The following is a 23,710-nucleotide window of genomic DNA, read 5'->3' on the forward strand; positions in this document are numbered from 1 at the left end:
GCCCCAAGCATCTCCAACGGTAGCCTTCCGGGACAGAACGGCAACAGCAAGAGGGGGAACGGGAGATGGCCCGCTGGCGGCCACTGGCCGATGACCTGGACCCGCGGGTACGGGAGTTCACCGAGCAACTGCGGCGCCAGGTCGACCGCGGCGGCCTGAGCGTCGCGGCCCTCGCCGAGGCGACCGGCTACAGCAGGAGTTCGTGGGAGCGGTACCTCAACGGCCGGCTGCTGCCGCCCCGTTACGCCGTGGTCGCCCTCGCGGAGGCGACGGGGGCCGACCCGGCGCACTTCACCACGATGTGGGAGGTCACGGAGCGGGTCTGGAGCCGTGCCGAGGGCCGACACGACGTCACGATGGAGGCGCTCCGGATCGCCGAGGCCCGCGCCGCGCTCGGGGAGTTCGGCCCGGCCCCGGGTCCGGCTCCGGCCCCTTTCGCTTCTGCTCCCGCGTCCACTTCTGCTTCTGATGCTCCTTCTGGTTCTGCTTCTCCCTCCGCTTCCGCGGTACGGCGCCATCCGGTCGTGCTCTTCGTGGTGGGCGCCGTGGCCGTCGTGCTGGCGGTGGTCGGCGCCACCTTCCTGACCGGCGGCGAGGGAGGGGACGACCGCGCGCGGCCCGGCCCGTCCCCGACCGCCCGGGCGGCCGGACTGCCCGCGGGCGTGAAGTGCACCGGCCAGGACTGCACCGGCAAGGACCCGGAGGGCATGGGGTGCGGCGGCGGCAACGCCCGTACGGCCGCGGCGGCCTGGGTGGGCGGCGCGTACGTCGAGATGCGCTACAGCCGGGTCTGTGCGGCCGCCTGGGCCCGCATCTCCGCCGGGGCCACCGGCGACACGGTCAGCGTCACTGAGGCCGGCGGGGCCCGCCGCTCCCAGCGCAGTCGCATCGGCCAGGACCCCGCGGCGTACACGCCGATGCTCGCCGTCCGCACCCCCGGCGCCGCCCGCGCCTGCGCCACCCTCACCACCGGCCCCCACGGCTGCGCCACACCCCCGCCGGGCTGACGACCGCCGCCGGCCCCGCGGGCCGTGCGGCGTCCGGGCCGGCCCCGCTGCGCGGGGGCGGTGACCGGGGCCACACTGGGGGTGGCAGCCGCCACGACGCCACGGGTATAGCCTGGCGTGGGTCTCTTGACGCCGAGAGATCCCCGTTCCGGGGCAAGGGACGCTGCCGGGGCGGCAAGGGATCCAGCAGGAGAAGGCCAGGAGAAGGCAATGACTCGCACTCCCGTCAACGTCACCGTAACCGGAGCGGCCGGCCAGATCGGCTACGCGCTGCTCTTCCGCATCGCCTCCGGCCACCTGCTCGGCCCCGATGTCCCGGTGAAGCTGCGGCTGCTGGAGATCACCCCGGCGCTCAAGGCCGCCGAGGGCACCGCGATGGAGCTGGACGACTGCGCGTTCCCGCTGCTCCAGGGCATCGACATCTCCGACGACCCGAACGTCGCCTTCGACGGCACCAACGTGGGCCTGCTCGTCGGCGCCCGCCCCCGCACCGCCGGCATGGAGCGCGGGGACCTGCTGGAGGCCAACGGCGGCATCTTCGGCCCGCAGGGCAAGGCCATCAACGACCACGCCGCGGACGACATCCGCGTCCTCGTCGTCGGCAACCCGGCGAACACCAACGCGCTCATCGCGCAGTCCTCGGCCCCGGACGTCCCGGCCGACCGCTTCACCGCGATGACCCGCCTGGACCACAACCGCGCCATCTCGCAGCTGTCGAAGAGGACCGGCGTGCCGGTGAGCGAGATCCGCCGCCTCACCATCTGGGGCAACCACTCCGCCACGCAGTACCCGGACATCTTCCACGCCGAGGTCGCAGGCAAGAACGCCGCCGAGACCGTCAACGACGAGAAGTGGCTGGCCGAGGAATTCATCCCCACCGTCGCCAAGCGCGGTGCGGCGATCATCGCGGCCCGTGGCGCGTCCTCCGCCGCGTCGGCCGCCAACGCCGCGATCGACCACGTCTTCACCTGGACCAACGGCACCGCCGAGGGTGACTGGACCTCCGCCGGTGTCGTCTCCGACGGTTCCTACGGCGTGCCGGAGGGCCTCATCTCCTCCTTCCCGGTGACCGCGAAGGACGGCAGGTTCGAGATCGTCCAGGGCCTGGACATCAACGAGTTCTCCCGTGCGCGCATCGACGCCTCGGTCAAGGAGCTCGAGGAGGAGCGCGACGCGGTCCGCGGCCTCGGCCTCATCTGAGTCCGGGACGCCGAGTCCCACGAACGGCCCTCCGCCGCGCCCCGCACGGGCGCGGCGGAGGGCCGTTCCGTGTGCTCAGCCGGTGTGCGCGGCGAGCAGCGCGCACAGGACCTCCAGGCAGCCGGAGAAGGCGTGCTCGGGCGGTGCGCCGTAGCCGACGACGATCGCGTCGTCCTCCGTGCCGCCGAAGTCGGTGATGCTCTGCAGGCCGAGGCCGTGCTCGCGCGCCCGTGCGACCAGCGCGTCGGCCGAGGTGCCGGGCGGCAGCCGCAGTACGGCGTGGAGGCCGGCGGCGATGCCCGACACCCGCACGGCGGGGGCGCGGGCGGCGAGCGCGGTGACGAGGCGGTCGCGGCGGCGGCGGTAGTGCAGCCGCATCCGGCGCACGTGGCGGTCGTAGCCGCCGGAGACGATGAGTTCGGCGAGGGTCAGCTGGTCGAGCACGGGGGACTGGTGGTCGGCGAGGACCTTCTCGGCGAGTACGGGTTCCACGAGGGCGGGCGGCAGGGCGAGCCAGGCCAGCCGCAGCCCGGGGGCGAGGCTCTTGCTGGCGGTTCCGGCGTAGACGACGTGCTCGGGCGCGAGCCCCTGCAGGGCGCCGACCGGCTGCCGGTCGTAGCGGAACTCCCCGTCGTAGTCGTCCTCGACGACGAGGCCGCCGGTGGCGCGGGCCCAGGCCACCGCGGCCGTGCGCCGCGCGGGGGAGAGCGGGGCGCCGTACGGGAACTGGTGCGCGGGCGTGAGCAGCGCGGCGTCGACGCCGGCGTCGAGGAGGGAGACCTGCGCCCCGTCGTCGTCGACGGGCAGCGGGACGGTGGTGAGCCCCGCCCTCCGCACGATGCGCAGGGTGTGTGGGTAGCCGAGCGCCTCGACGGCGACGCTGCGGGCCCCCCGGGTTCGCAGGGCACGGCCGATCAGCCCGGCGGCCTGGACGAAGCCCGTGCACACCACCACGAGCTCCGCGGTGGTGCGCACGCCGCGCACCCGGCCCAGGTACGCCGCGAGGGCCTCGCGCAGTTCGGGGCGGCCGCGCGGGTCGGTGTAGCCGAGGGCCTCGTTGGGCGCGGCCGCCAGGGCGCGGCGCGCGGCGGCGGACCACGCGGCGCGGGGGAACGAGCCGAGGTCGGGCGAGCCGGGTCGCAGGTCGTACGGGACCTGTTCCCGGGGTTGCGGCGGTCCGGCCGGCTCCGGGGTGCCGGCGGGGTCCGCGGTGCCCTCCGTTTGCGGTGCGGTGGCGCGGGCGTGGCCGCCGCGGCGCGGGGCGGCCGCGCGCCAGCCGTCGCCGACGCGTGTGCCGGAGCCCTGGCGGGCGGTCAGCCAGCCCTCGGCCACCAGCTGCCCGTAGGCGTCGGCGACGGTGTTGCGGGCGACGCCCAGGTCCTTGGAGAGCGTCCGGGAGGACGGCAGCCGGGTGCCGGGGGAGAGCCTGCCGTCGCGCACGGCCTCACGCAGCGCGTCCTCGAGCCCGGCGCGCGCACCGGTGCCGCCGGCGAGGTCCAGATGGAGGTCGACCCCTGAAATGGCCCAATCGTTCACCCTCCAAGTGGACCACGGGCCGAGGCCACCTTGTCACTACGTTGGGTCGCATGACGATGATCACGACTTCCGCCGGCGCTCCGTCCGACCTCGGCCCGGACGACCTGGTGCCCGCCCACGCGCCGCGCATGGTGCTCGGCAAGGCTGCCCCCGACTTCTACAAGGCGATGATCGCGCTGGACGCGGCGGCGGCCAGCGGCCTGGACCCCGTGATCAAGGAACTGGTCAAGGCCCGTGCCTCGCAGCTCAACGGCTGTGCGTACTGCGTGGACCAGCACCTGAACGACGCCCGCAAGCTTGGGCTGACCGAGCAGAAGCTCAACGGGCTCACCGTGTGGTGGGAGACCCCGTTCTTCACCGTGCGTGAGCGTGCCGCGCTGGCGCTGAGCGAGGCGGTGACCCGGCTCGGGGAGCGTGGCGTCCCGGACGAGGTCTACGACGAGGCCGCCCGGGTCTTCGACGAGGAGGAACTGGCCCGGCTGATCGCCATGTGCGTCACCATCAACGCCTGGAACCGCATCGGCGTGACGACGCGGATGTCCCCGGCGGTCCGCCCCGACGGCGTCTGACCGCCGGGGCACACCCCTGGCCGGACCCGGACCCGGACCCGGTTCCCGGGGCTCAGGCCGACAGCACGGCCCGCAACTGGTCGAGACCCCAGTCCAGGTCCTCCTTGGAGATCACCAGCGGCGGCGCGAGCCGGATCGTGGAGCCGTGGGTGTCCTTGACCAGGACACCCCGCTCCAGGAGCCGTTCGGAGACCTGCCGGCCGGTGCCGTGCTCCGGGGCGATGTCCACGCCCGCCCACAGACCGCGGCCGCGGACCTTCGTGACGGCGCCGCTGCCGGTCAGCAGTGCCAGCTCGTGGTGAAGGTGGTCGCCGAGTTCGGTGGCCCGCTGCTGGTACTCGCCGGTGCGCAGCATCGCGAGGACCTCCAGGGCCACCGCGCAGGCCAGAGGGTTGCCGCCGAAGGTGGAGCCGTGCTCGCCGGGCCGGTAGACCCCGAGCACCTCCGCGGAGGACACGACCGCCGAGACGGGGACGACGCCACCGCCGAGCGCCTTGCCCAGCACGTACATGTCCGGGACGACGCCCTCGTGCTCCGACGCGAAGGTCCGGCCCGTCCGGCCCAGTCCCGACTGGATCTCGTCGGCGATGAAGAGGATCCCGCGCTCCTCGGTGAGCCGGCGCACGCCCGCCCAGTACCCGGCGGGCGGCACCAGGACCCCCGCCTCGCCCTGGATGGGCTCCATCAGCACGGCCACGGTGCGGTCGTCCAGCGCCGCCTCCAGCGCGGCCAGGTCGCCGTACGGGACGACCTCGAAGCCGGGGGTGTACGGGCCGAAGTCCGCGCGGGCCTCGGGGTCGGTGGAGAAGCTGATGATGGTGGTCGTCCGCCCGTGGAAGTTGTCCGCGGCGACGACGATCTTGGCCTGGCCGTCCGGTACGCCCTTGACCCGGTAGCCCCACTTGCGGGCCGTCTTCACCGCCGTCTCGACGGCCTCCGCACCGGTGTTCATCGGCAGCACCATCTCCATGCCGCACAGGTCGGCCAGCTCGGTGCAGAAGCGCGCGAAGCGGTCGTGGTGGAACGCCCGCGAGGTGAGCGTCACACGGTCGAGCTGGGCCTTGGCGGCCTCGATGAGACGGGCGTTGCGGTGCCCGAAGTTCAGCGCCGAGTAGCCGGCGAGCATGTCGAGGTAGCGGCGGCCCTCGACGTCCGTCACCCAGGCGCCTTCGGCGGAGGCGACGACGACCGGGAGGGGGTGGTAGTTGTGGGCGCTGTGCGCCTCGGTGGCGGCGATGTGCTCGGCGGCGGTCGACACGTGAATGCTCCGTTCGTGGTACGTCGGGAGTTGTGGCGCTGGGGCCCGGTGGGGCCCCTTTCTATCGTCGCTCGTCCCGGATGCGAAGAAACCTCGCGCCGGGCGGCTTCCCCACGGGCGTTGCTAGGCTGGCCACGGGTCGTGACTGGCGCGCTGGGATGGGATTGACCATCGGGGAGCGGCCCGTGAACTGTGTGCCGTGCGCCTGGGCCGTCCCGTATGCCGTGCCGTGCAGCAGGAGGTCTGACATGACGAGTGGTTCCACCGAATCCACCGCCTTCCGCAGTGCCCTTGAGGTGATCAGGGGCGTCGAGCCGCGCGTGGCCGATGCCATCGGCCAGGAGATCGAGGACCAGCGTGCCTCGCTCAAGCTCATCGCCAGTGAGAACTACGCCTCCCCGGCCGTGCTGCTGACCATGGGCAACTGGTTCAGCGACAAGTACGCCGAGGGCACGGTCGGCCGCCGCTTCTACGCCGGCTGCCGCAACGTCGACACCGTCGAGGCGCTCGCCGCCGAGCACGCGCGCGAGGTGTTCGGCGCCCAGCACGCCTACGCCCAGCCGCACTCCGGCATCGACGCCAACCTCGTCGCCTTCTGGGCCGTGCTCGCCGCCCGGGTCGAGGCGCCCGCGCTGGAGCGGGCCGGGGCCCGCCAGGTCAACGACCTGGGCGAGGAGGACTGGGCGCGGCTGCGCCACGAGCTCGGCGACCAGCGCATGCTCGGCATGTCCCTGGACGCGGGCGGACACCTCACGCACGGCTTCCGGCCCAACATCTCGGGAAAGATGTTCGACCAGCGCAGCTACGGCACCGACCCCGCCACGGGGCTGCTGGACTACGAGGCCCTGCGCAAGACCGCCCGCGAGTTCCGGCCGCTGATCATCGTGGCGGGCTATTCGGCCTACCCGCGGCTGGTGAACTTCCGGATCATGCGGGAGATCGCCGACGAGGTGGGCGCCACGCTGATGGTCGACATGGCGCACTTCGCGGGCCTGGTCGCCGGCAAGGTCCTCACCGGTGACTTCGACCCCGTGCCGCACGCGCAGATCGTCACCACCACCACGCACAAGTCGTTGCGCGGCCCGCGCGGCGGCATGGTGCTGTGCGACTCCTCGCTCGCCGAGCAGGTAGACCGCGGTTGCCCCATGGTGCTCGGCGGCCCGCTGCCGCACGTGATGGCCGCCAAGGCGGTGGCCCTGGCGGAGGCCCGCCGCCCCGAATTCCACAGCTACGCGCAGCGCATCGTGGACAACTCCCGGGCCCTGGCCGAGGGGCTGCTGCGGCGCGGTGCCACGCTGGTGACCGGTGGCACGGACAACCACCTCGTCCTGATCGACGTCGAGTCCTCCTACGGGATCACCGGCCGGCAGGCCGAGGCCGCACTGCTGGACTCGGGCATCGTCACCAACCGCAACTCCATCCCCCAGGACCCCAACGGGGCCTGGTACACCTCCGGCATCCGCATCGGCACCCCCGCGCTCACCACGCGCGGCCTCGGCACGGGGGAGATGGACGAGATCGCCGGGCTGATCGACCGGGTGCTCACGGCCACGACGGCGGGCGTCACCTCGGCCGGGAAGCCCTCCAAGGCGCAGCACGTGCTGGACGCGAAGGTCTCCGACGAGATCGCGCAGCGCGCGGCGGACCTGCTGGCCGGCTTCCCGCTCTACCCCGGGATCGACCTGAGCTGACCCGCCGCCCGCGCGGGGTGCGTGCCGGCGTGGCCCGCACCCCCGTCGCGTCAGGCGTCGACGAGCTCCTGGCGGGGCCCCTCCTCGGGTGTGTGCCGGGATATCCGGCGCAGGACGAGGAAGGTGCCGGCGCCACCGACGAGCAGGCCGACGCCGAGCCCGGGCAGGGACAGCCACCAGCCGTCCGGTCCGCCGCCGTCCCCGGCCGCCGTGGCCTGCGCGGCGGTGGCGGGGTCATCCGGCGCGGCCGCCGCGGTCTCCTGGACGGTCGTGGCGCCGTCCGGGCCGAGCGGGTAGTCCGGGGCGCTGACGCCGAGACCCTTGTCGGACCCCATGAGGCCCAGCCGGCCGAGCAGGCGGTCGAGCTCCTCCGGCTGAGCCGCCTTGCGCCACACACCCTGCTCCGGCAGACCCGTGTCGGTCACCGTGCGGGTGTGGACCCAGGCACCGCCGGGGCCGTCCGGGTACACGTAGTCCACCTTCCAGACCGACACGTCGTGGATCAGCCACGTCACGGTGACCTGGCGGTGGTGGTCGTTCATCACGTCCGACAGCGAGTCCGGCGGGTCCTCCTTCGGGCCGTCCCCGATGGACTGGTCCAGTTCCTGGTAGTCGGGTGAACTGGCGTAGATGCCCGCGGCCTTGCCGCTGCCCGGAGCGACCAGCATCACGCTGGTCGGCCCGCCCGCGGCCGCCGGGCCCGAACCGCCGACCACGGCGGCGAGCGCCGTGACGGTGACTCCGGCCCAGCTGACGATCCTTCTGATCCGCATCCGGTCCCCCTCTCGCTCGTTCCTCCCCCTGTTACACCGCCCGGGCCCGCCAGGTTCCCGTCCGGGGAAGGGGACCGGGACGAGGCACGCGGAGGAGGCCCTAACGCGGCCGGGCGGACTTCGCGACGGTGACCGCGCGTGCCAGGTCCGGGACGCCCTCCAGGCGCAGCGTCGTCTGCCCGCGCTGCCAGACGAGGGTGGGTCCGGCCGTCCGGGGAGGCTCGCGGCGGGCACCGCCGTCGGGGTCGACGAGCCGGACGTAGTGGGGCTCGGCGAACCACACCCCGTAGTCGTTCCCGGGGCCCAGATCGACCCATTCGACCGCGTCGCCGACCGTCTTGAGGAAGACCACGTCGATCGTGGCCCGGAACTGGTCGAGCCGTACCGTGCGTCCGTCCACCCGCCAGCTCATCGACAGCACCCGCCCCCCGTCGACCACCGACACCCCGTCCGGCTCGCCCAGCTCGGCCGGCACGTACGCCCCGTCCAGCGGCGCGTCCCCCCGCACCGGTGGCGGGGCGCCCGTGCTCGGGCGGGCGGAGGGGTCCCGGTGCACGACGACGCCGCCGAAGCCGAACCAGTCCGCGACCGCGGCCCGCACCGGCGGGGTGAGCACGAGCACCACCAGCAGCCCGCACAGCGCCGCCGTCAGGGCACGCCAGCGCGCCGCGGCCCACGCGCGCGCCCGGGCGCCGCGGCCGCGGCCGGGGGCGGGGGCGGGGGCGCGGGCGGGCACGACGGGGGCCGGCACCGCCTCGGCCAGCAGCCGGGCCAGCACCTGCTCGGCGACGGAGTCGGGTGACGGCGCCGGGATCCGCAGCCGCCGGCCCACCTCGCGCAGCTCCTCCGGGAGACGGTCGGTCATGGGCGCCGCCCCCCGTCGTCGCGCGGGCTGGACAGCACCGGCTCGCCGAGCCCCGCCCGCAGCCGGGCCAGGGCCCGGTGCAGCCGGGACTTCACCGTGCCACGCGGCCAGCCGAGCACCGTCGCCGTCTCCTCCTCGTCCAGGTCCAGCAGATAGCGGCAGGTGACCACCATCCGGTGCGGCTCGCTCAGCGCCCGCACGGCGGACAGCAGCTCCGCCCGGCGTTCCCGCGACACCGCCAGCGACTCCGGGTCGTCCTCCGCGAGGGGCAGGGCCTCCAGCACGGCGTTGCGCTCCACCGCCGACCTCAGACGGCGCGCAGCCCGCCCGGCGTTCCTCGCCTCGTTGGCGACGATCCGCAGCAGCCACGGCCGGAAGGCAGCCCCCTCCTGGAAGGTCGCGAGCGCGCGGTACGCCTTGACGAACGAGACCTGCACCACGTCCTCCGCGTCGGCGCCCGCGCCGAGCAGCACGGCGGTGCGGTGCGCGACGTCCGCGTGCGGGCGCACCAGCTCCGCGTACGCCTCCCGCTCACCGGCGCGTACGCGCGCGATCACCGCCGCCTCCCCCTCCGTGGCGGACCCCCTCCCCTCGCCGGCGCCGCCCCCGTGCGGCTCCCGTCACCCCTACTACACCGCTGCCCGCCCCCGGGTTCCCACCGCGGCCGTGGAATCCGCGCGGACCTGAGAGAATGAGTGCCATGGCTCTCGATCGTCCCCGTGTGCTCTCCGGCATCCAGCCCACCGCAGGTTCGTTCCACCTGGGCAACTACCTGGGCGCGGTCCGCCAGTGGGTGGCCCTGCAGGAGTCCCACGACGCCTTCTACATGGTCGTCGACCTCCACGCGATCACCGTGCCGCAGGACCCGGCCGAGCTGCGCGCCAACACCCGGCTCGCCGCCGCCCAGCTGCTGGCCGCCGGGCTCGACCCCGAGCGCTGCACCCTGTTCGTCCAGAGCCACGTCCCCGAACACGCGCAGCTCGGCTGGGTGTTCAACTGCCTCACCGGCTTCGGCGAGGCGTCCCGCATGACGCAGTTCAAGGACAAGTCCGCCAAGCAGGGCGCGGACCGGGCCACCGTCGGCCTGTTCACGTACCCGATCCTGCAGGTCGCGGACATCCTGCTGTACCAGGCGAACGCCGTCCCGGTCGGCGAGGACCAGCGCCAGCACATCGAACTCACCCGCGACCTCGCGGAGCGCTTCAACGGCCGGTTCGGCGAGACCTTCACCATCCCCGGCGCCTACATCGTCAAGGAGACGGCGAAGATCTACGACCTGCAGGAACCGCTGTCGAAGATGAGCAAGTCGGCGGCGTCCCCGAAGGGCCTGATCAACCTCCTCGACGAGCCCAGGACCTCGGCGAAGAAGATCAAGAGCGCGGTCACCGACACCGACACCGTGATCCGCTACGACGAGCAGGAGAAGCCGGGCGTCAGCAACCTGCTGACCATCTACTCCACCCTCACCGGCACCGGTATCCCGGAACTCGAGCAGAAGTACGAGGGCAAGGGCTACGGTGCGCTCAAGACCGACCTCGCGGAGGTCTTCGTGGAATGGGTCACGCCCTTCCGCGAGCGCACCCAGGAGTACCTGGGCGACCCGGAGACGCTGGACTCGGTCCTCGCGAAGGGCGCCGAGAAGGCCCGGTCCGTCGCCGCGGAGACCCTGGCGAAGGCGTACGAGAGGATCGGCTTCCTGCCCGCGAAGCACTGACGGCTCCTTCCGCGCCCGTGGACGCCCGGAAAGAGGGGCCTTAGGTCCCGCGCAGGTGTGACGGACGACGCTCGCGCGGGAGGCCGCGCGCGCGTCACACTGGCAGCTGACGCAGTGGTGTCGTACGGCGTGCGTACGATGCCGCGAACCGACCCGGGGAAGGGGTGAACACGTGGGAAACCGCATGATCGGCGTGTCGATCGCGGTCCCCGAGCCTTACGGCAGCCTGCTGCAGCAGCGCCGCGCCGGCTACGGAGACCCGCTGGCGTACTGCATCCCGACCCACGTCACGCTGCTCCCGCCCACCGAGGTGGACACGGCGCTGCTCCCGGCCTTCCGGGAGCACCTCGCCGAGGTCGCCGCCACCGGCCGTGCCTTCCCCATGCGGCTGGAGGGCACGGCCAGCTTCCGGCCGGTCACCCCGGTCGTCTACGTCGAGCTCGTCCAGGGCGGCCTCGACTGCGCCGACCTGCAGGAGCGGGTCCGCTCCGGCCCGGTCCGGCGCGAGCTCCAGTTCCCGTATCACCCGCACGTCACCATCGGCCACGGCATCCCCGACGAGGCGCTGGACCGCGCCGAGACGGAGCTGTCCGACTTCGTCGCCACCTGGACCGTCAGCTGCTTCTCGCTGTACGAGCAGGACGACGAGGGCGTCTGGCGCAGTGTGCGGGACTACCCCTTCGGCGGCGCCGGGCATCCCCTCGTGCCGCACCAGCCCGGTGCGTGCGAGCCGCTCAGCCCGGCTCCCGCGGGAGGACCACCGCACGCGTGAGGCCGCCGGGCGGAGCCGCGCACGACCGCCCGCCTACGCTGCCGCCATGCACCCCACACTCGCCGCGGACCGCGCACACCTCCCCGAACTCCTCCAGGCGGTAAGGGACCTGGCCGCCCGTGAGCTGGCGGCCGTCGACGACCGGCCGGCCGCCCGCCCCGGGCCCGCACCCGAGCCGCAGCCCCTCCCCGTCACCGGGACCGGCGCCGACGGCGCGCTCGCGCTCTTCGAGCAGCGCTGGGCACCCGGTTTCTCGGGCAGCGCCGGACCGCGCTACCTGGGCTTCGTGACCGGGGGAGCGACCCCCGCCGCCGTCGCGGGGGACTGGCTCACCAGTACCTACGACCAGAACGTCTCGGCGGGCGGCGACTCCTCCGCCGCCGCCCTGGAACGCGAGACCGTCGGCTGGCTCCGCGCGCTGCTCGGCCTCGGCGCGGAGCACAGCGGTGCCTTCGTCACCGGTGCGACCGTCTCCAACACCGTGGGCCTCGCCGTGGCGCGCGAGTGGCTCGGCGAACGGCGGGGGCTGTCCGTGTCCCGCGACGGGCTGACCGCGCTCGGCCCGGTGACGGTGCTGTCCGGAACCCCGCACTCCAGCATCGGCAAGGCCCTGTCCGTGCTCGGCCTCGGCCGGTCGTCCCTGACCCGCGTACCGGTGCTGCCCGGTGGCCGCGAGGCGGTGGACGTCGGCCGCCTCGCCGCGGCGCTGGAGTCGCTGGAGGGCCGCCCCGCCGTCGTGGTCGCCAACGCGGGCACCGTCAACACCGTCGACTTCGACGACCTGCGCGCGATCGCCGCCCTGAAGGAGCGCCACGACTTCTGGCTCCACGTCGACGCCGCGTTCGGCGGCTTCGCCGCGCTGTCACCCGCGTACGCGCACCTCGCCGAGGGGATCGACGCCGCGGACTCCGTCTGCGTCGACCTCCACAAATGGCTGAACGTGCCCTACGACGCCGCCGTCCAGTTCACCCGCCGCCAGGACCTCCAGGTCCGGGTCTTCCACAACGACTCGCCCTACCTGGGCCTGCCGTCCCTCCCCGACCCGGACTTCCTCCACCTCACCCCCGAGAACTCCCGCCGGCTGCGGGCCCTCGCCGCCTGGTTCTCCCTCACCGCCTACGGCAGCGAGGGCCACCGCGAGGTCGTCGAACGCAACGCCGCCTGCGCCCGGCGCCTCGGCGAGCGCATCGAGGCCGACCCCCGTCTGCGGCTGCTGGCCCCCGTCCGGCTCAACGTCGTCTGCTTCACCCTGGCCGACGACCCGACACCCGGGCGCGTCGACGCGCTCGTCCGCGCCGTCGCCGTCTCCGGGGAAGCCTTCCTCACCCCGACGGTCCTCCACGGCGTGCCCGCCGTGCGGGCGGCCTTCAGCAACTGGCGTACATCCGAGGCCGACACGGACCGTGTCCTGGACGCGATCACCACCGCGACGACGACCGCCACCTAGAGTGCACGTCGTGACGGAGGGTAGGCGCGCGGTATGGAATGGCTGACTCGGCTCCCAGTGATCGGACCGTGGATCGCGCGGCTCATGCGCACCCACGCCTGGCGCACGTACGAACATCTGGAGGACGTGCACTGGACGAGGCTCGCCGCCGCCATCACCTTCGTCAGCTTCGTCGCGCTCTTCCCGCTGCTGACGGTCGGCGCCGCCGTCGGCGCGGCCCTGCTGTCCCCCGGCCGGCTGAAGGAACTCGAGGACAAGCTGGCCGAGCAGGTCCCCGGCATCGCCGACCAGCTCAACATCGGCGGGCTCGTCGACAACGCGGGCACGGTGGGCACCATCGCCGCCGTCCTGCTGGTCGTCACCGGCGTCAGCTGGGTCGGCGCCCTGCGCGACTGCCTCAGGGCGGTCTGGCACAAGGACGACGAGCCCGAGAACCCCTTCGTCCAGAAGCTCAAGGACTTCGGCGTCCTGGTCGGCCTGGGTGTCGTCGCCCTGCTCTCCGTCGCCTGCTCGGCCCTCGCCGGGACGGCCGTCGGCCGTCTCGGCGACGCCATCGGCCTCGACGAACACGGTCCGGGGCGGGCCCTGTTGTCGGTGGCGGGCTTCTGCATCGCCGTCCTCGTAGACCTGTTGATCCTCGCCTACCTGCTCACCCTGCTGCCCGGGGTCACCCCGAACCGCCGCGACGTCGTCGTGGCGAGCCTCATCGGGGCGATCGGCTTCGAGGCGCTGAAGCTGCTCATCAGCGGCTACCTGCAGAGCGTGGCCACCAAGAGCATGTACGGCGCTTTCGGGGTGCCCATCGCGCTGCTGCTGTGGATCAACTTCACGGCGAAGCTGCTGCTGTACTGCGCGGCCTGGACGGCCACCCCGCACAGCGCCGAAGCGGCCGCCGCCCGCAAGGACGAGCCGGGTGGGCCGGGCGGGCCGGAGCACGCGCGGCCCGAGCGGCCCGAGACTGCCTGACGACGCGGAAGGGCCCGGCCGTCAGTAGGCCGGTGTCGCAGGCCAGGCGCCCCGGCGCGCCAGGTCCACGACGAGGGCGGCGATGTTCCACGCGTCGTCCTCGCCGCGGTGGTGGCGGCCTTCGAGGGGCAGCCCGACGAGCCGGAGCGCCTCCGCCATGCCGGGGCGCTTGGTGAGGCGGTGGGCCTGGGTGAAGAGCGTCTTGACGTTGATGTGCCGGCCGCCGAAGGGGTACGTCGTACCGGTCGCCCGGCACTGCCGGTTGAACTGGTGACGGTCGTAATCGCCCCAGCTCGCCCACGCCCGCGACCCCGCCCGGTGCTCGACGGCGAGCAGCTTGCACGCGTCCGCGAAGTCCAGGCCCGAGTCCACCTCGGCCTGCGTCAGGCCGGTCAGTTGCGTGCAGAAGGGGCTCACGGCGGAGCGCGCGGGCCGTACGAGGACGCGGTGGCGGGCGACGCGCTCGCCCGCGACGAGGTCCACGACGGTCAGCCCGATCTCGATGATCTCGCTCACCGAGCCTTGCGGCGGCTCGCCGTCCCAGCACGTCGCCTCGACGTCGATGACGTTCAGGAGTCCCAGGTCACTGTCCATGGCGCGAACCCTACGTCGAGATCAGGCCACTGGTCACTACTGTTTACGGATGGTTTTGTCACTCTGAGTTCGAACCAGACCGTTTTACCGATGCCGTACGGCCGAGGTTGAACGTTCCAGGCGTCGGCGAGCAACTCCACGAGCGCCAGCCCGCGTCCCGACTCGTCCGTCGCCGACGCCTGCCGCGCTACGGGCGGGTCGTCGCCGGCGTCGCAGACCTCCACCCGCAGGGTCCCCGAGGCCAGGGCGGCGCGAGCGGCGATCCGCCGGTCCGGTGGGACCCGCGCGTGGCGGACGGCGTTGCCCATCAACTCGCTCAGCAGCAGGACCGCGGTGTCCGTCGCCTCGGCGTCGAGGCCCCACACGAGGGCCTGTTCCCGCAGCCTGGCCCGCGCCCGCCCGACGCTGCGCGAGTGGCGCGAAAGCCACCACTCGGCAGGGGGAGTTGTCTCGTCCATGGCTCAAAAGTGCAGGTCGTGGCGTACCGTCGGGAGTAGCGGCGCGAGTACGGAGGGTGGTTGTACCCGAGTGGCCAGTGAGGTGTCCCCGCCCCCGATGGCGTGGCGGTACTGCGGCAACCAGGGTCAAGCTCTGGCGCGAACACGCCGGCGTCACGCGCGAGCAACTGGCCGACGAGGCGGGGTACGGCTACGAGACCGTCAAGTCGATGGAGCAGGGGCGCCGCCGCCCGACGCAGCGGCTGCTCCAGATCGCCGACGGGCTGTGCGGGGCACAGGGCAAACTCACGGCGGCGGAGGCGTTCCTCGCCCCGGAGAAGTACCCGACCTACGCCCGGGACTACATGCGGTACGAGGCCGAGGCGATCGCCGTCAACTGGTACGAGAGCCAGTACATCCCGGGGCTCCTCCAATGCGAGGCGTACGTGCGCACGTTGCTCTCGTCCCATTGGCCACCGCTTGACGAGGAGACGCTCGAAGAACGGGTGACGGCGCGGCTGGAACGCCAGTTGATGCTGGACAACCGAACCCGCTCGTTCAGCTTCGTGATCGAGGAGTCTGCGCTGCGCTCCTTCGCGGATCCCGGCGCACACCGGGAGCAGCTGCGGACGTTGCTGGTGCGGGGGCGGACCCGGAACGTCACCATTCAGGTCATGCCCGCGGAGCGGGGCCTTCATCCCGGCTTGCACGGCCCGTTCGTGTTGCTGGAGACCGCCGAGCACCAGCACCTCGTCTACGAGGAGGGGCAGACCACAGGAGTCCTCTATGCGGACCCGGCGCGGGTCAGTATCGTCATGCGGCGCCACGACATGATCACCCGCCAGGCCCTCGGCCCCGAGGAGTCCGCGCGGTTCATCGAAGACTTGGCGGAGAGGCCATGACCGACGGGCTCGTGTGGTTCACGTCCAGCTACAGCAATTCCGAGGGCGGCGCCTGCGTCGAGGTCGCGTTCGGCCGCGGCGCGGTCCTGGTGCGGGACTCCAAGGACCGGGTCGGGGCCCGGCTGACGTTCACGCCCGGCGCGTGGGCGGACTTCGTGGCGTACGCGGTCACGCGCGGCGCAGACGACGCCAGGCGATGACCCCCATCAGGGCTGCGATGACGATGGGCGTGGCCGCGTTCTTGCCGTCGAAGTAGACGACCTGGAAGGTGAACGCGCCGGCCATCAGTCCGATGAAGGCCACCGCGGCGATCCCGGCCACGCGCGGGACGACGAGGCCGATGGCACCGGCGAGTTCGAGGGCGCCGATGAGGTACATGAACCAGTTGCCGTAGCCGATGGTGTCGAAGCTCTCGGCGGCCGAGGAGTGCGCGATGAGCTTCGGCGTGGCGCTGGCGAGCGCGAAGAACAGGGCGAGCAGGATCTGCAGCGCCCACACGGCGGTGTTCGCCCGGCTGCGGTCGCGGGGCGGGGCGGTCGTGGTGGTGGCGGTCATCGTGGTCTCCTCCGGTGTCGGGTGTACGCGGAGGTGGACCGGCCGGCCGCCGGGAACTCATCGGTTCAGCGCAGGAAGTGGGCGACGGTGAACCACGCGGCGGCCAGCACCAGCACGGTGACGAGGATGTAGCCCACGAGGTAGACCCCGGCGAGCACGGCCGCCGGGGCGGCCATGAACCATCCGGCGCGTCCGGCGGGGGTCTTGGCCCGGAGTGCCGAGCGGAGACAGTAGGCGACCGCGACGAGACCCAGGACGAGCCCGAAGACCGACAACATGCCCATGGCGTGCTCCCCTCCCGTACCGGCTTTGCCTGGTTCCTGGGTACCGGCAGGGCGGCCCGCGTGGCAGGGGGCGGTCGCAGCGGGGTGGGCGCACGAGCCGCACGTGCGCCGTCGAGCGCCCCCCGGGCCGGGGGCATGTGCGCGTGGCACGACACGACTGCGGCCGGAGGTGGGAGCCACCGGCCGCAGTCCGGCCGCAGGACCGACGGGAACGATCTTCCGGCTCGGGCGGACCTTCGTGGGGCGCCGCCGGCCGGCGAAGCGGGACGTGACGGATCAGGCCACGACGGCCGGCGGTCAGGCCGGACGGTCCGCCGTGGCTTCGTCCTGCGGCGCGGGCGTCTCCCGCTCGGTTTCCTCCGCCGCGGCCGCCTCCTTCGCCTCGTCCGCCTTCTCGGTGGCCTCCTTCGGCCCTTCCTCCGCCTTCGCGGCGTCGGCCTTCGCGGCGTCGGCCTTCGCGGCGTCCGCCTTTCCGGCGTCCGTCTCCGTGTCCGCCTCGGCGGTCTTCGCGGGTGCGTCGTCGCCGGGCTTGGTCGGGGCGGGGATGGCTGCCGTCGACGTCCGCTGCGGCAGCGGCCAGCGGCGCCGTACGAGGAAGGCCAGGGCGGCGACGACCAGGACGGAGCCGCCGGCGAGCGCGAGGGCGGTCCACGCCCCGCCGCCACCGGAGGAGGCGTGCGGGGCGGCCTGGGCCCGCGCCTGCTTGCCGGGGGAGGCGGAGGGTGAGGGCGAGGCCGACGCGATGGCGGACTTCGGGGGCACCAGGGTGCCGACGGGGGTCACCATGCCGTCCGCCTGGAACCCCCAGTCGAGCAGCTTCGCGGCCTCCTTGTAGGCCATGTTGTGACCCTCGCCGGGGTGCATGACGGTCACCAGCAGCGTGCGGTCGCCGCGCTGCGCGACACCGGTGAAGGTGTTGCCCGCCTTGGTGGTGTAGCCGTTCTTCACGCCTGCGATGCCGTCGTAGGTCGCGAGGTCGTAGTCGCCGGAGAGCAGCCGGTTGGTGTTCCGTATCTCGAAGGAGCCGCGCTTCTTCGTGCCCTTCTTGCCCTTCTTCCCCTTGACGGTCTTCCACTCGCCGGGGAACTTGGCGCGCACGGTCGAGCAGTACTCGCGGAAGTCCGCGTTCTGCAGTCCGGCGCGGGCGAAGAGGGTCAGGTCGTACGCCGAGGAGACCTGGCCGGGCATGTCGTAGCCGTCGGGGGAGATCACGGTGGTGTCGTCCGCCTGGAGGTCCTCGGCCTTGCGCTGCATCTCCAGGACGGTCGCGTCCACGCCGCCGTTCATGGAGGACAGGACGTGGACGGCGTCGTTCCCCGACTGCAGGAAGACACCGAGCCACAGGTCGTGGACGGTGTAGGTGAGGTTCTCCTTGATGCCCACGAGGCTGCTGCCCGCGCCCACGCCGTCGAGGTCGGAGGGCTGCACCTGGTAGGTCTGCGACTTGTCCAGCTTCGGCAGGACCGTGTCCGCGAACAGCATCTTGAGCGTGCTGGCGGGCGGCAGCTCCCAATGCGCGTTGTGGGCGGCCAGCACCTGCCCGGTCTCGGCGTCGGAGACGATCCACGACCGCGAGGTGAGCTTCTCGGGCAGGGCGGGAGCGCCGGTCAGCGGGCTGACCTGGGTGCCGGGCTGTCCCAGCCGTTCCCCGCCGACCGTCGACATCTGCGCGGGCGGCGTCGGGGTCGCGGAGGGGGACGGGGTCTTCGCGTGCGCGACGGGCGCGGCGGTCAGGGCCGTACCACCGGCGAGTGCGAGGGCGGACAGCACCAGGGCGGAACGGCGCGCGGCGCGGGGGGAGGAGTTCGGCACGATGAGAAGTTACAGGCCGTCCGGGACCTGCGGCAGGCGTGGGGGGCCGATCGGGCCGTGACCGATCCCACGTCCCGGATGTGCAACCGGGCGGTGCCCACGGGCGTCTTGGTCGGCGGCTCGCGGTACGGGCGGCGGAACGACCCCGGGGGAGGGGGCCGCACGGCGGCCCGCATACTGGTCGCATGAAGCTCAGCCGCCCCGTGTCCTGGTTCCTGACCGCCTTCGGGGTGTGGAGCTGGATCGTATGGACGACGTTCGTCAAGAACCTGTGGAAGGACGCCAGTGGGCTCGCCTTCGAGGGCGGTGACCACGGCTCGCCCACCACGTACTTCTGGGTGCACCTGACGCTGGCGGTGACCTCCCTCGTGCTGGGCACCGCGATCGGCGTCCTCGGCGTCCGCGGTCTGAGAGCGCTGCGGGCCGCCCGGTGATCCTCGTGGTGGTCGCCGTCGTCGCGGCCGTCCTGGCCCTCCTCGGGGGGGTGCACTACTACCTGTGGCGACGGCTGGTCCGCGACGTGTCCGTCCCCGGGGGCTGGTGGCGGCGGACGGGGACGGTCCTGGCGGTCGTCCTGCCGCTGCTGAGCCTGGGCGCGCTGGTCGGCGGGCGGGCGCTGCCGCTGGCGGCCGAGCGTTGGCTGGCCTGGCCGGGCTACCTGTGGCTGGCGGTGCTGCTGTACCTGACGCTGGCGGTACTGGCAGGTGAGGCCGTACGGCCGCTGCTGCGGGGCGCGCTCGAACGCAGGGACCGGTCCCGGGACGCGCGGGAGGCCGGGGCCGCCGAGCCGGCCGGGCAGGACACCGCGGATCCCGGGCCGCGGCCGGAGCCCGCACCCGCCGGGCAGACGAGGCGGCTGTTCGTCGCCCGTACGGTCGGTGCCGCGGCGGCCGTGGCCGCGGGGGTGACGGTCGGCCAGGGCACGTACGGAGTGCTGCGCGGCCCGCGCCTGAAGTACGTCACCGTGCCGCTCGCCAAGCTCCCCGCGAGCGCGGACGGCTACCGGATCGCCGTGGTGAGCGACATCCACCTGGGCCCGATCCTCGGCAAGGCGCACACCCAGCGGATCGTGGACACGATCAACGGGGCCCGCCCGGACCTCGTCACCATCGTCGGCGACCTGGTCGACGGCTCGGTGCCGGAACTGGGCGCCGCGGCGGAGCCGCTGGCCCGGCTCCGGGCGCGGGACGGGAGCTTTTTCGTCACCGGCAACCACGAGTACTTCTCCGGGGCCGCACCCTGGATCGACTTCGTGCGCGACCTGGGCGTCCACCCGCTGGAGAACGCCCGCACCGAACTCGCCGGCTTCGACCTGGCCGGGGTCAACGACATCAGCGGCGCGGACCACGACCACGCCCCCGACTACACCAAGGCGCTCGGCGACCGGGACACCGCGCGGGCGGTCGTGCTCCTCGCCCACCAGCCGGTGATGATCCACGAGGCGGTCCGGCACCACGTCGACCTGCAGTTGTCCGGACACACCCACGGCGGGCAGCTGTGGCCCGGCAACTACATCGCGGAACTGGCCAATCCCACGGTGGCCGGCCTGGAGAGCTACGGCGACACCCAGCTGTACGTGACCCGTGGCGCGGGGGCCTGGGGCCCGCCGGTCCGCGTGGGCGCGCCCTCGGACATCACGATCGTGACCCTCGCCTCACCGCGCGCCTGAATGTGGCCGGAAAGTTCTCACCGAGTGGGAACAATCCGACACGGAGCGCATTCCCCGCGCCGAAACTGGTAAGGGATGGCGCAACGGAAGGGGGGCGTTCGCTCATGGGGAGAGTGACCTGATGAGGCGCAGTGCGTTCCGGCTGCCCCGGCACCCGACGTCGGTCGGGCTGGCCCGGCACCGGGTACGTGATCACCTGGAGGGCTGGGAGCAGGAAGGCGGGACCGTCGAGTCGGTCGTCCTGGTCGTGTCGGAGCTGGCGACCAACGCCGTACGGCACAGTCCCCTCCTGGAGCGGGAGTTCGAGGTGGCGGTGACCGTCCACAGCGACGGTTCGTGCGTCGTCGAGGTCTCCGACGGCGATGCGCAGTCCCGCCCCGTGCCGCGCGACGCGGGGGACGGTGACGAGTCGGGGCGCGGTCTGCGGCTGGTGCAGGCGCTCTCGGACACCTGGGGCGTCCGGGAGCGCGGCCGGTACGGCAAGACGGTCTGGGCGGTGCTGGCCGAGCCCGCCGCGGGCTGACGGGGGTGCTCCGTACGACCGGTGGGGGAGGTGGAGCGGCGGGCCGGCTCAGCGCCGGAAGAGGAACTCCGAGAGCAGCTCGCGGATCTCACGCACGATCGGCCGCAGCAGCCGGTAGCGGGAGAGCCTGAGGATCCGCGCGCCCAGCGGAGCGGTCCGCGCGACCAGCCGGCGGGTGCGCTCGGTGTCGGGGGAGTGGTCGAAGACCCAGTAGACGACGATGCCCATCTGGTACATCCACATCAGCTCGGGCAGCACCTCGGCCAGTTCGGCGTCGACCTTGATGTCGGAGCCGGAGAGCACCCGTTCGTGGATGGAGATGGCGGCGTCGCGGGCCGGGTGCGACTCGGGGGAGAAGGGGCTGAGCGGGCTCGCCGGGTCGGCGGCGTTCTTGAAGAACTGCGCGGCGAACTGGTGGTAGGGGCGTGCCACGTCGATCCAGGAGGTCATGACGGTGAGCAGCCGCACCGCCAGGTCCCTGTCCCCGCCGCCGTCCAGGAGGCCCTGGACGGCGGCCGCGTGCTCGGCGGCGAGGCGGTCGTAGAAGCCCTGGACGAGGTGTTCCTTCCCCGCGAAGTAGTAGTAGGCGTTGCCGACCGAGACCCCGGCCTCCTTGGCGATGGCGCGCATCGTCGTCTTGTCGTAGCCCCGTTCCTCGAACAGCCGCATGGCCGTCTCGAGGATCAGGGCGCGCGTCTGCTCGCTCTTGGGGGGCCGGGGTGCCCCGGGGGTCGTGCCGGGGGGTGCTTCTTCCACGTCCGTGAGCCTAACCGGGCGGGGCGCAGCCGTCCGCGCAGGCGTCCGGGACGGCGCCCGGGGCACGGTGCGTCCAGCCGTCCTTGGGGTCGTAGGACCAGCCCTCGCCGCTGGGGTAGACCCGGCCGCCCCAGCCCGTCGCGGCGGCCCCGCCGCCCCACTGCGCCTCGCGGTAGCGGGCGGCGGCGAGCACGGCGGCCCGGGCGACGGGCGCTCCGGCGCGGGTGCTGAGGCGGTGCGCCATCGGCCGGTACTCGGCCAGGGCCCACAGGCAGACCAGCCAGGCGGCGTCGTCGCGGTAGACCTGTCCGGAGTCCCCGACGACGGTGATCTCGCGCAGGGTCGCGGCGTGGTCCAGCTCCGGGAAGCGGCGGCGGGCCTCTTCGGAGCCGACCGGGACGAGGTCCAGCGGCACGATCTGCCGCTGGCGCTCCAGCCAGCGGCGGACGAATGAGCAGAGCGAGCAGTCCGGGTCGTACAGGACGGTCAGCAGGCGGACCGGCACCGGGGCCGCCGGAGCGGCCCCGGTCGCTGGGGTGCGGTCCATCGCCGTCACGCGCCCGGCTGCGCGGGGGCGGTCCAGCCCTGCGGGCGGACGGGCGGGATCTGCTCGCGGTCCATGACGCCCCGGCGGCGGATCTTGTTGAGCACGTACACGTTGCACAGGTGCAGCACCCCGAGGACGAGCAGGACGACACCGAGCTTGACCGACAGCGCCTCGAAGAGTTCGCGGGCGTTCCCGACCCGGTCGGCGTTCTTCAGGTACAGCGCCACGAAGCCGAGGTTCACGAGGTAGAAGCCGACCACCAGAAGGTGGTTGACGGCGTCGGCCAGCTTCTCGTTGCCGTGGAGCACGTCTTCGAGGAAGACCTTGCCGGCCCGGCTGAGGGTCCGGGCCACCCACACCGTCAGCGCAACGCTGACGAGCAGGTAGATGACGTATGCGACGACCGTGAGGTCCATGGGTCCCACCCTTTTCGAACGTGTTCAAAACCCGTTGCCGATGACTGTAGACCTGTTTTTGAACATGTTCAAGCGACAAGTGCGGTGGCCCGCAGGGGGCGTGGGGCAGTGCGCCGCAGCCCTCCGCCGCCGGCCCTCCGCCGTCAGCCCTTCGCCGTCCGGTCGGCGGATGGAGCGGGCGCGGCCGGCTCCGCGCGGACCTGGGTCCCGATCGCCCGCACCGCCGGCACCGCCGCGGTCGCCAGGCAGGCGGCCGCCACCAGCGCCGCCGACACCGCCAGCGGGACCGCCGAGCCCCACAGGTTCGCGGCGAGCGGGGCCAGTGCGTAGCCCACGGGCATCGCGGCGAGCGACAGCAGCCAGTCGTACGAGGTCACCCGGGCCAGTGCCTGCGGCGGCACCTGCTGTTGGACGACCGTCTCCCAGACCGGGTTGAGGTAGCCGAGCGCGGCCAGCGCCAGGCCGTAGGCCGCGACGAGCAGCGGGGCCGGTGCGGCGACGGCCAGCAGGACCAGCGGCAGCGCGTACGTCGCCAGGCCCAGGTTGGCCACGAGCACGGGACGGCGGGGACGGGCCCGCGCGGCCAGCAGGGAGCCGAGGACGAGGCCGACCGCCCCGGCCTCCAGGACCCAGAACCACACGCCCTCGCCGCCGAGCCGGTGGATCGCGACGGCCGGACCGAGGGTGGTCAGGACCGCGGCGGCCCCGTTCCACATGGCGTGCGCGACCAGGCTCGTCCAGTACCAGTCGCGGGAACGGACCTCGCTCCAGCCCTCCTTGAGGTCCGCGAGCATCGACGCGCGCGGCAGCGGCGTCCGCTCGATCCGCAGCACCGCCAGGAGCGCGGCGCTCACCGCGAAGGAGGCCGCGTCCAGCACGAAGGCCAGGCCGGGCCCGGCGGCCCAGATCAGCGCCGCGGCCAGGGCCGGTCCGCACAGCCGGGTCGCACTGTTCGCCACGCCCATCAGGGCGTTGGCCCGCTGCCGTGCCGCCCCGTCGGTCACCGTGCCGGCGACCAGCGGCGACTGGGTCGGCATCGCGAACGCCGAGGCGGTGCCGCCCACCGCCTCGGCGAGCGCGATGGGCGCCAGCGACGGGTCGCCGCCGAGCAGTTCCAGCCCGACGAAGAGCTGGGCGGCGCAGCGTACGAGGTCGGTGAGGAGCGCCACGCGCCGGGCGTCGAAGCGGTCCGCGACCACCCCTCCGAGCGGCAGGAGCAGCAGCTTGGGCACCATTGCGCAGGCCAGGACGAGGGCGAGGGCCGAGACGTCGCCGGTCGCCCTGGTCACGGCGATGACCAGTGCGGCGGGCACGACCCCGTCGCCGAGCAGGGACAGCGTGCGTCCGGCGAACAGCAGCCGGAAGCCGCGGAGCCGGAGGGGATGCGTGGGTGTCATGGCACCGCAATGTATTTCGG

General features: G+C 73.2%; 26 protein-coding genes, 1 pseudogene and 1 riboswitch. Of the genes and pseudogenes, 13 read left to right on the top strand and 14 right to left on the bottom strand.

The window, feature by feature from the left end; genetic code table 11:
* Positions 1 to 65: 65 nt before the first annotated feature.
* A complete protein-coding gene (locus ABZ312_RS05240; protein ID WP_500332140.1) occupies positions 66 to 1,007 on the top strand; it encodes a helix-turn-helix domain-containing protein in 942 nt (313 codons plus the stop codon).
* A 210-nt stretch (positions 1,008 to 1,217) separates the two neighbouring features.
* Positions 1,218 to 2,207, top strand: coding sequence for a malate dehydrogenase (locus ABZ312_RS05245; RefSeq protein WP_500332141.1), 990 nt, complete (start codon positions 1,218 to 1,220; stop codon positions 2,205 to 2,207).
* Between the two features lie 75 nt (positions 2,208 to 2,282).
* Here the strand turns inward: ABZ312_RS05245 and pdxR are convergent, their stop codons facing one another.
* Positions 2,283 to 3,743, bottom strand: a complete 1,461-nt coding sequence (gene pdxR / locus ABZ312_RS05250) for a MocR-like pyridoxine biosynthesis transcription factor PdxR (protein ID WP_500436520.1) — start codon at positions 3,741 to 3,743, stop codon at positions 2,283 to 2,285.
* A gap of 50 nt (positions 3,744 to 3,793) precedes the next feature.
* On the opposite strand from pdxR, the gene ABZ312_RS05255 reads away from it, so the two are divergent.
* Positions 3,794 to 4,312, top strand: a complete 519-nt coding sequence (locus ABZ312_RS05255; RefSeq protein WP_500332143.1) for a carboxymuconolactone decarboxylase family protein — start codon at positions 3,794 to 3,796, stop codon at positions 4,310 to 4,312.
* Positions 4,313 to 4,364: 52 nt separating this feature from the next.
* On the opposite strand, the gene rocD is transcribed toward ABZ312_RS05255, so the two are convergent.
* Positions 4,365 to 5,570: an ornithine--oxo-acid transaminase gene (gene rocD, locus ABZ312_RS05260; RefSeq protein ID WP_500332144.1), complete on the bottom strand. Its 1,206-nt coding sequence runs from the start codon at positions 5,568 to 5,570 to the stop codon at positions 4,365 to 4,367.
* Positions 5,571 to 5,701: 131 nt separating this feature from the next.
* Positions 5,702 to 5,788, top strand: a riboswitch (ZMP/ZTP riboswitch).
* 30 nt (positions 5,789 to 5,818) lie between these two features.
* Between rocD and ABZ312_RS05265 the strand changes: the two genes are divergently transcribed.
* The gene (locus ABZ312_RS05265) at positions 5,819 to 7,261 is read left to right on the top strand and encodes a glycine hydroxymethyltransferase (protein ID WP_500359439.1); all 1,443 of its coding nucleotides are present in this window, start codon (positions 5,819 to 5,821) and stop codon (positions 7,259 to 7,261) included.
* Positions 7,262 to 7,311: 50 nt separating this feature from the next.
* On the opposite strand, the gene ABZ312_RS05270 is transcribed toward ABZ312_RS05265, so the two are convergent.
* The 3 genes from ABZ312_RS05270 to ABZ312_RS05280 form a co-directional block, all read right to left on the bottom strand.
* A complete protein-coding gene (locus tag ABZ312_RS05270; RefSeq protein WP_500332146.1) occupies positions 7,312 to 8,034 on the bottom strand; it encodes a hypothetical protein in 723 nt (240 codons plus the stop codon).
* A 100-nt stretch (positions 8,035 to 8,134) separates the two neighbouring features.
* Complete coding sequence (locus tag ABZ312_RS05275) at positions 8,135 to 8,899, bottom strand: hypothetical protein (protein ID WP_500436522.1); 765 nt, start codon at positions 8,897 to 8,899, stop codon at positions 8,135 to 8,137.
* The gene (locus ABZ312_RS05280) at positions 8,896 to 9,456 is read right to left on the bottom strand and encodes an RNA polymerase sigma factor (protein WP_500359442.1); all 561 of its coding nucleotides are present in this window, start codon (positions 9,454 to 9,456) and stop codon (positions 8,896 to 8,898) included. The genes ABZ312_RS05275 and ABZ312_RS05280 overlap by 4 nt, the downstream gene beginning before the upstream one ends.
* A gap of 143 nt (positions 9,457 to 9,599) precedes the next feature.
* On the opposite strand from ABZ312_RS05280, the gene trpS reads away from it, so the two are divergent.
* From trpS to ABZ312_RS05300, 4 genes are all read left to right on the top strand, one after another.
* Positions 9,600 to 10,613 carry a tryptophan--tRNA ligase gene (trpS, locus tag ABZ312_RS05285; protein WP_500326538.1) on the top strand — a complete coding sequence of 338 codons (1,014 nt, stop codon included), beginning with the start codon at positions 9,600 to 9,602 and terminating at the stop codon, positions 10,611 to 10,613.
* Between the two features lie 172 nt (positions 10,614 to 10,785).
* Positions 10,786 to 11,385: a 2'-5' RNA ligase family protein gene (locus tag ABZ312_RS05290; RefSeq protein WP_500326540.1), complete on the top strand. Its 600-nt coding sequence runs from the start codon at positions 10,786 to 10,788 to the stop codon at positions 11,383 to 11,385.
* Positions 11,386 to 11,431: 46 nt separating this feature from the next.
* Complete coding sequence (locus tag ABZ312_RS05295; RefSeq protein ID WP_500326542.1) at positions 11,432 to 12,832, top strand: pyridoxal phosphate-dependent decarboxylase family protein; 1,401 nt, start codon at positions 11,432 to 11,434, stop codon at positions 12,830 to 12,832.
* 33 nt (positions 12,833 to 12,865) lie between these two features.
* Entirely contained in the window at positions 12,866 to 13,798 is a 933-nt protein-coding gene (locus ABZ312_RS05300; RefSeq protein ID WP_500436524.1) for a YihY/virulence factor BrkB family protein, read from the top strand.
* A gap of 21 nt (positions 13,799 to 13,819) precedes the next feature.
* Here the strand turns inward: ABZ312_RS05300 and ABZ312_RS05305 are convergent, their stop codons facing one another.
* Both ABZ312_RS05305 and ABZ312_RS05310 read right to left on the bottom strand, forming a co-directional pair.
* A complete protein-coding gene (locus tag ABZ312_RS05305) occupies positions 13,820 to 14,392 on the bottom strand; it encodes a 3'-5' exonuclease (protein ID WP_500326545.1) in 573 nt (190 codons plus the stop codon).
* On the bottom strand, positions 14,368 to 14,850 hold the full coding sequence (locus ABZ312_RS05310; RefSeq protein WP_500436526.1) for an ATP-binding protein: 483 nt from the start codon (positions 14,848 to 14,850) through the stop codon (positions 14,368 to 14,370). Before ABZ312_RS05310 ends, ABZ312_RS05305 begins: the two co-directional genes overlap by 25 nt.
* A gap of 97 nt (positions 14,851 to 14,947) precedes the next feature.
* Here ABZ312_RS05310 and ABZ312_RS05315 point away from each other — a divergent pair.
* Together ABZ312_RS05315 and ABZ312_RS05320 are read left to right on the top strand one after the other, a co-directional pair.
* Positions 14,948 to 15,731: pseudogene (locus ABZ312_RS05315) on the top strand (helix-turn-helix domain-containing protein).
* Positions 15,728 to 15,931, top strand: coding sequence for a DUF397 domain-containing protein (locus ABZ312_RS05320; protein WP_500326551.1), 204 nt, complete (start codon positions 15,728 to 15,730; stop codon positions 15,929 to 15,931). The pseudogene ABZ312_RS05315 and the gene ABZ312_RS05320 overlap by 4 nt, the downstream one beginning before the upstream one ends.
* Here ABZ312_RS05320 and ABZ312_RS05325 read toward each other — a convergent pair.
* The 3 genes from ABZ312_RS05325 to ABZ312_RS05335 form a co-directional block, all read right to left on the bottom strand.
* On the bottom strand, positions 15,900 to 16,286 hold the full coding sequence (locus ABZ312_RS05325; protein ID WP_500326553.1) for a DoxX family protein: 387 nt from the start codon (positions 16,284 to 16,286) through the stop codon (positions 15,900 to 15,902). The genes ABZ312_RS05320 and ABZ312_RS05325 overlap by 32 nt on opposite strands.
* Before the next feature lie 65 nt (positions 16,287 to 16,351).
* Entirely contained in the window at positions 16,352 to 16,570 is a 219-nt protein-coding gene (locus tag ABZ312_RS05330) for a hypothetical protein (protein ID WP_500326555.1), read from the bottom strand.
* 297 nt (positions 16,571 to 16,867) lie between these two features.
* Positions 16,868 to 18,382 (bottom strand): D-alanyl-D-alanine carboxypeptidase family protein, encoded by a 1,515-nt coding sequence (locus tag ABZ312_RS05335; RefSeq protein ID WP_500436528.1) that lies wholly within the window; start codon positions 18,380 to 18,382, stop codon positions 16,868 to 16,870.
* 185 nt (positions 18,383 to 18,567) lie between these two features.
* Here ABZ312_RS05335 and ABZ312_RS05340 point away from each other — a divergent pair, with 185 nt between their 5' ends.
* From ABZ312_RS05340 to ABZ312_RS05350, 3 genes are all read left to right on the top strand, one after another.
* Positions 18,568 to 18,816 (top strand): SCO4848 family membrane protein, encoded by a 249-nt coding sequence (locus ABZ312_RS05340; protein ID WP_018561248.1) that lies wholly within the window; start codon positions 18,568 to 18,570, stop codon positions 18,814 to 18,816.
* A complete protein-coding gene (locus ABZ312_RS05345; protein WP_500436530.1) occupies positions 18,813 to 20,051 on the top strand; it encodes a metallophosphoesterase in 1,239 nt (412 codons plus the stop codon). Before ABZ312_RS05340 ends, ABZ312_RS05345 begins: the two co-directional genes overlap by 4 nt.
* A gap of 118 nt (positions 20,052 to 20,169) precedes the next feature.
* The gene (locus tag ABZ312_RS05350) at positions 20,170 to 20,574 is read left to right on the top strand and encodes an ATP-binding protein (RefSeq protein WP_500326825.1); all 405 of its coding nucleotides are present in this window, start codon (positions 20,170 to 20,172) and stop codon (positions 20,572 to 20,574) included.
* A 48-nt stretch (positions 20,575 to 20,622) separates the two neighbouring features.
* Here ABZ312_RS05350 and ABZ312_RS05355 read toward each other — a convergent pair whose 3' ends face one another.
* The 4 genes from ABZ312_RS05355 to ABZ312_RS05370 all read right to left on the bottom strand — a co-directional run bounded on the left by ABZ312_RS05355 (position 20,623) and on the right by ABZ312_RS05370 (position 23,690).
* Entirely contained in the window at positions 20,623 to 21,330 is a 708-nt protein-coding gene (locus tag ABZ312_RS05355) for a TetR/AcrR family transcriptional regulator (protein ID WP_500436532.1), read from the bottom strand.
* A gap of 10 nt (positions 21,331 to 21,340) precedes the next feature.
* Positions 21,341 to 21,877 carry a thiol-disulfide oxidoreductase DCC family protein gene (locus ABZ312_RS05360; RefSeq protein ID WP_500436534.1) on the bottom strand — a complete coding sequence of 179 codons (537 nt, stop codon included), beginning with the start codon at positions 21,875 to 21,877 and terminating at the stop codon, positions 21,341 to 21,343.
* 5 nt (positions 21,878 to 21,882) lie between these two features.
* Positions 21,883 to 22,293, bottom strand: a complete 411-nt coding sequence (locus ABZ312_RS05365; RefSeq protein ID WP_500326563.1) for a hypothetical protein — start codon at positions 22,291 to 22,293, stop codon at positions 21,883 to 21,885.
* A 143-nt stretch (positions 22,294 to 22,436) separates the two neighbouring features.
* Entirely contained in the window at positions 22,437 to 23,690 is a 1,254-nt protein-coding gene (locus ABZ312_RS05370) for an MFS transporter (RefSeq protein ID WP_500326565.1), read from the bottom strand.
* Positions 23,691 to 23,710 lie beyond the last annotated feature (20 nt).

It is taken from the genome of Streptomyces sp. NPDC006207 (assembly GCF_040613835.1).
In the GTDB taxonomy this organism is placed as follows: Bacteria; Actinomycetota; Actinomycetes; order Streptomycetales; family Streptomycetaceae; genus Actinacidiphila.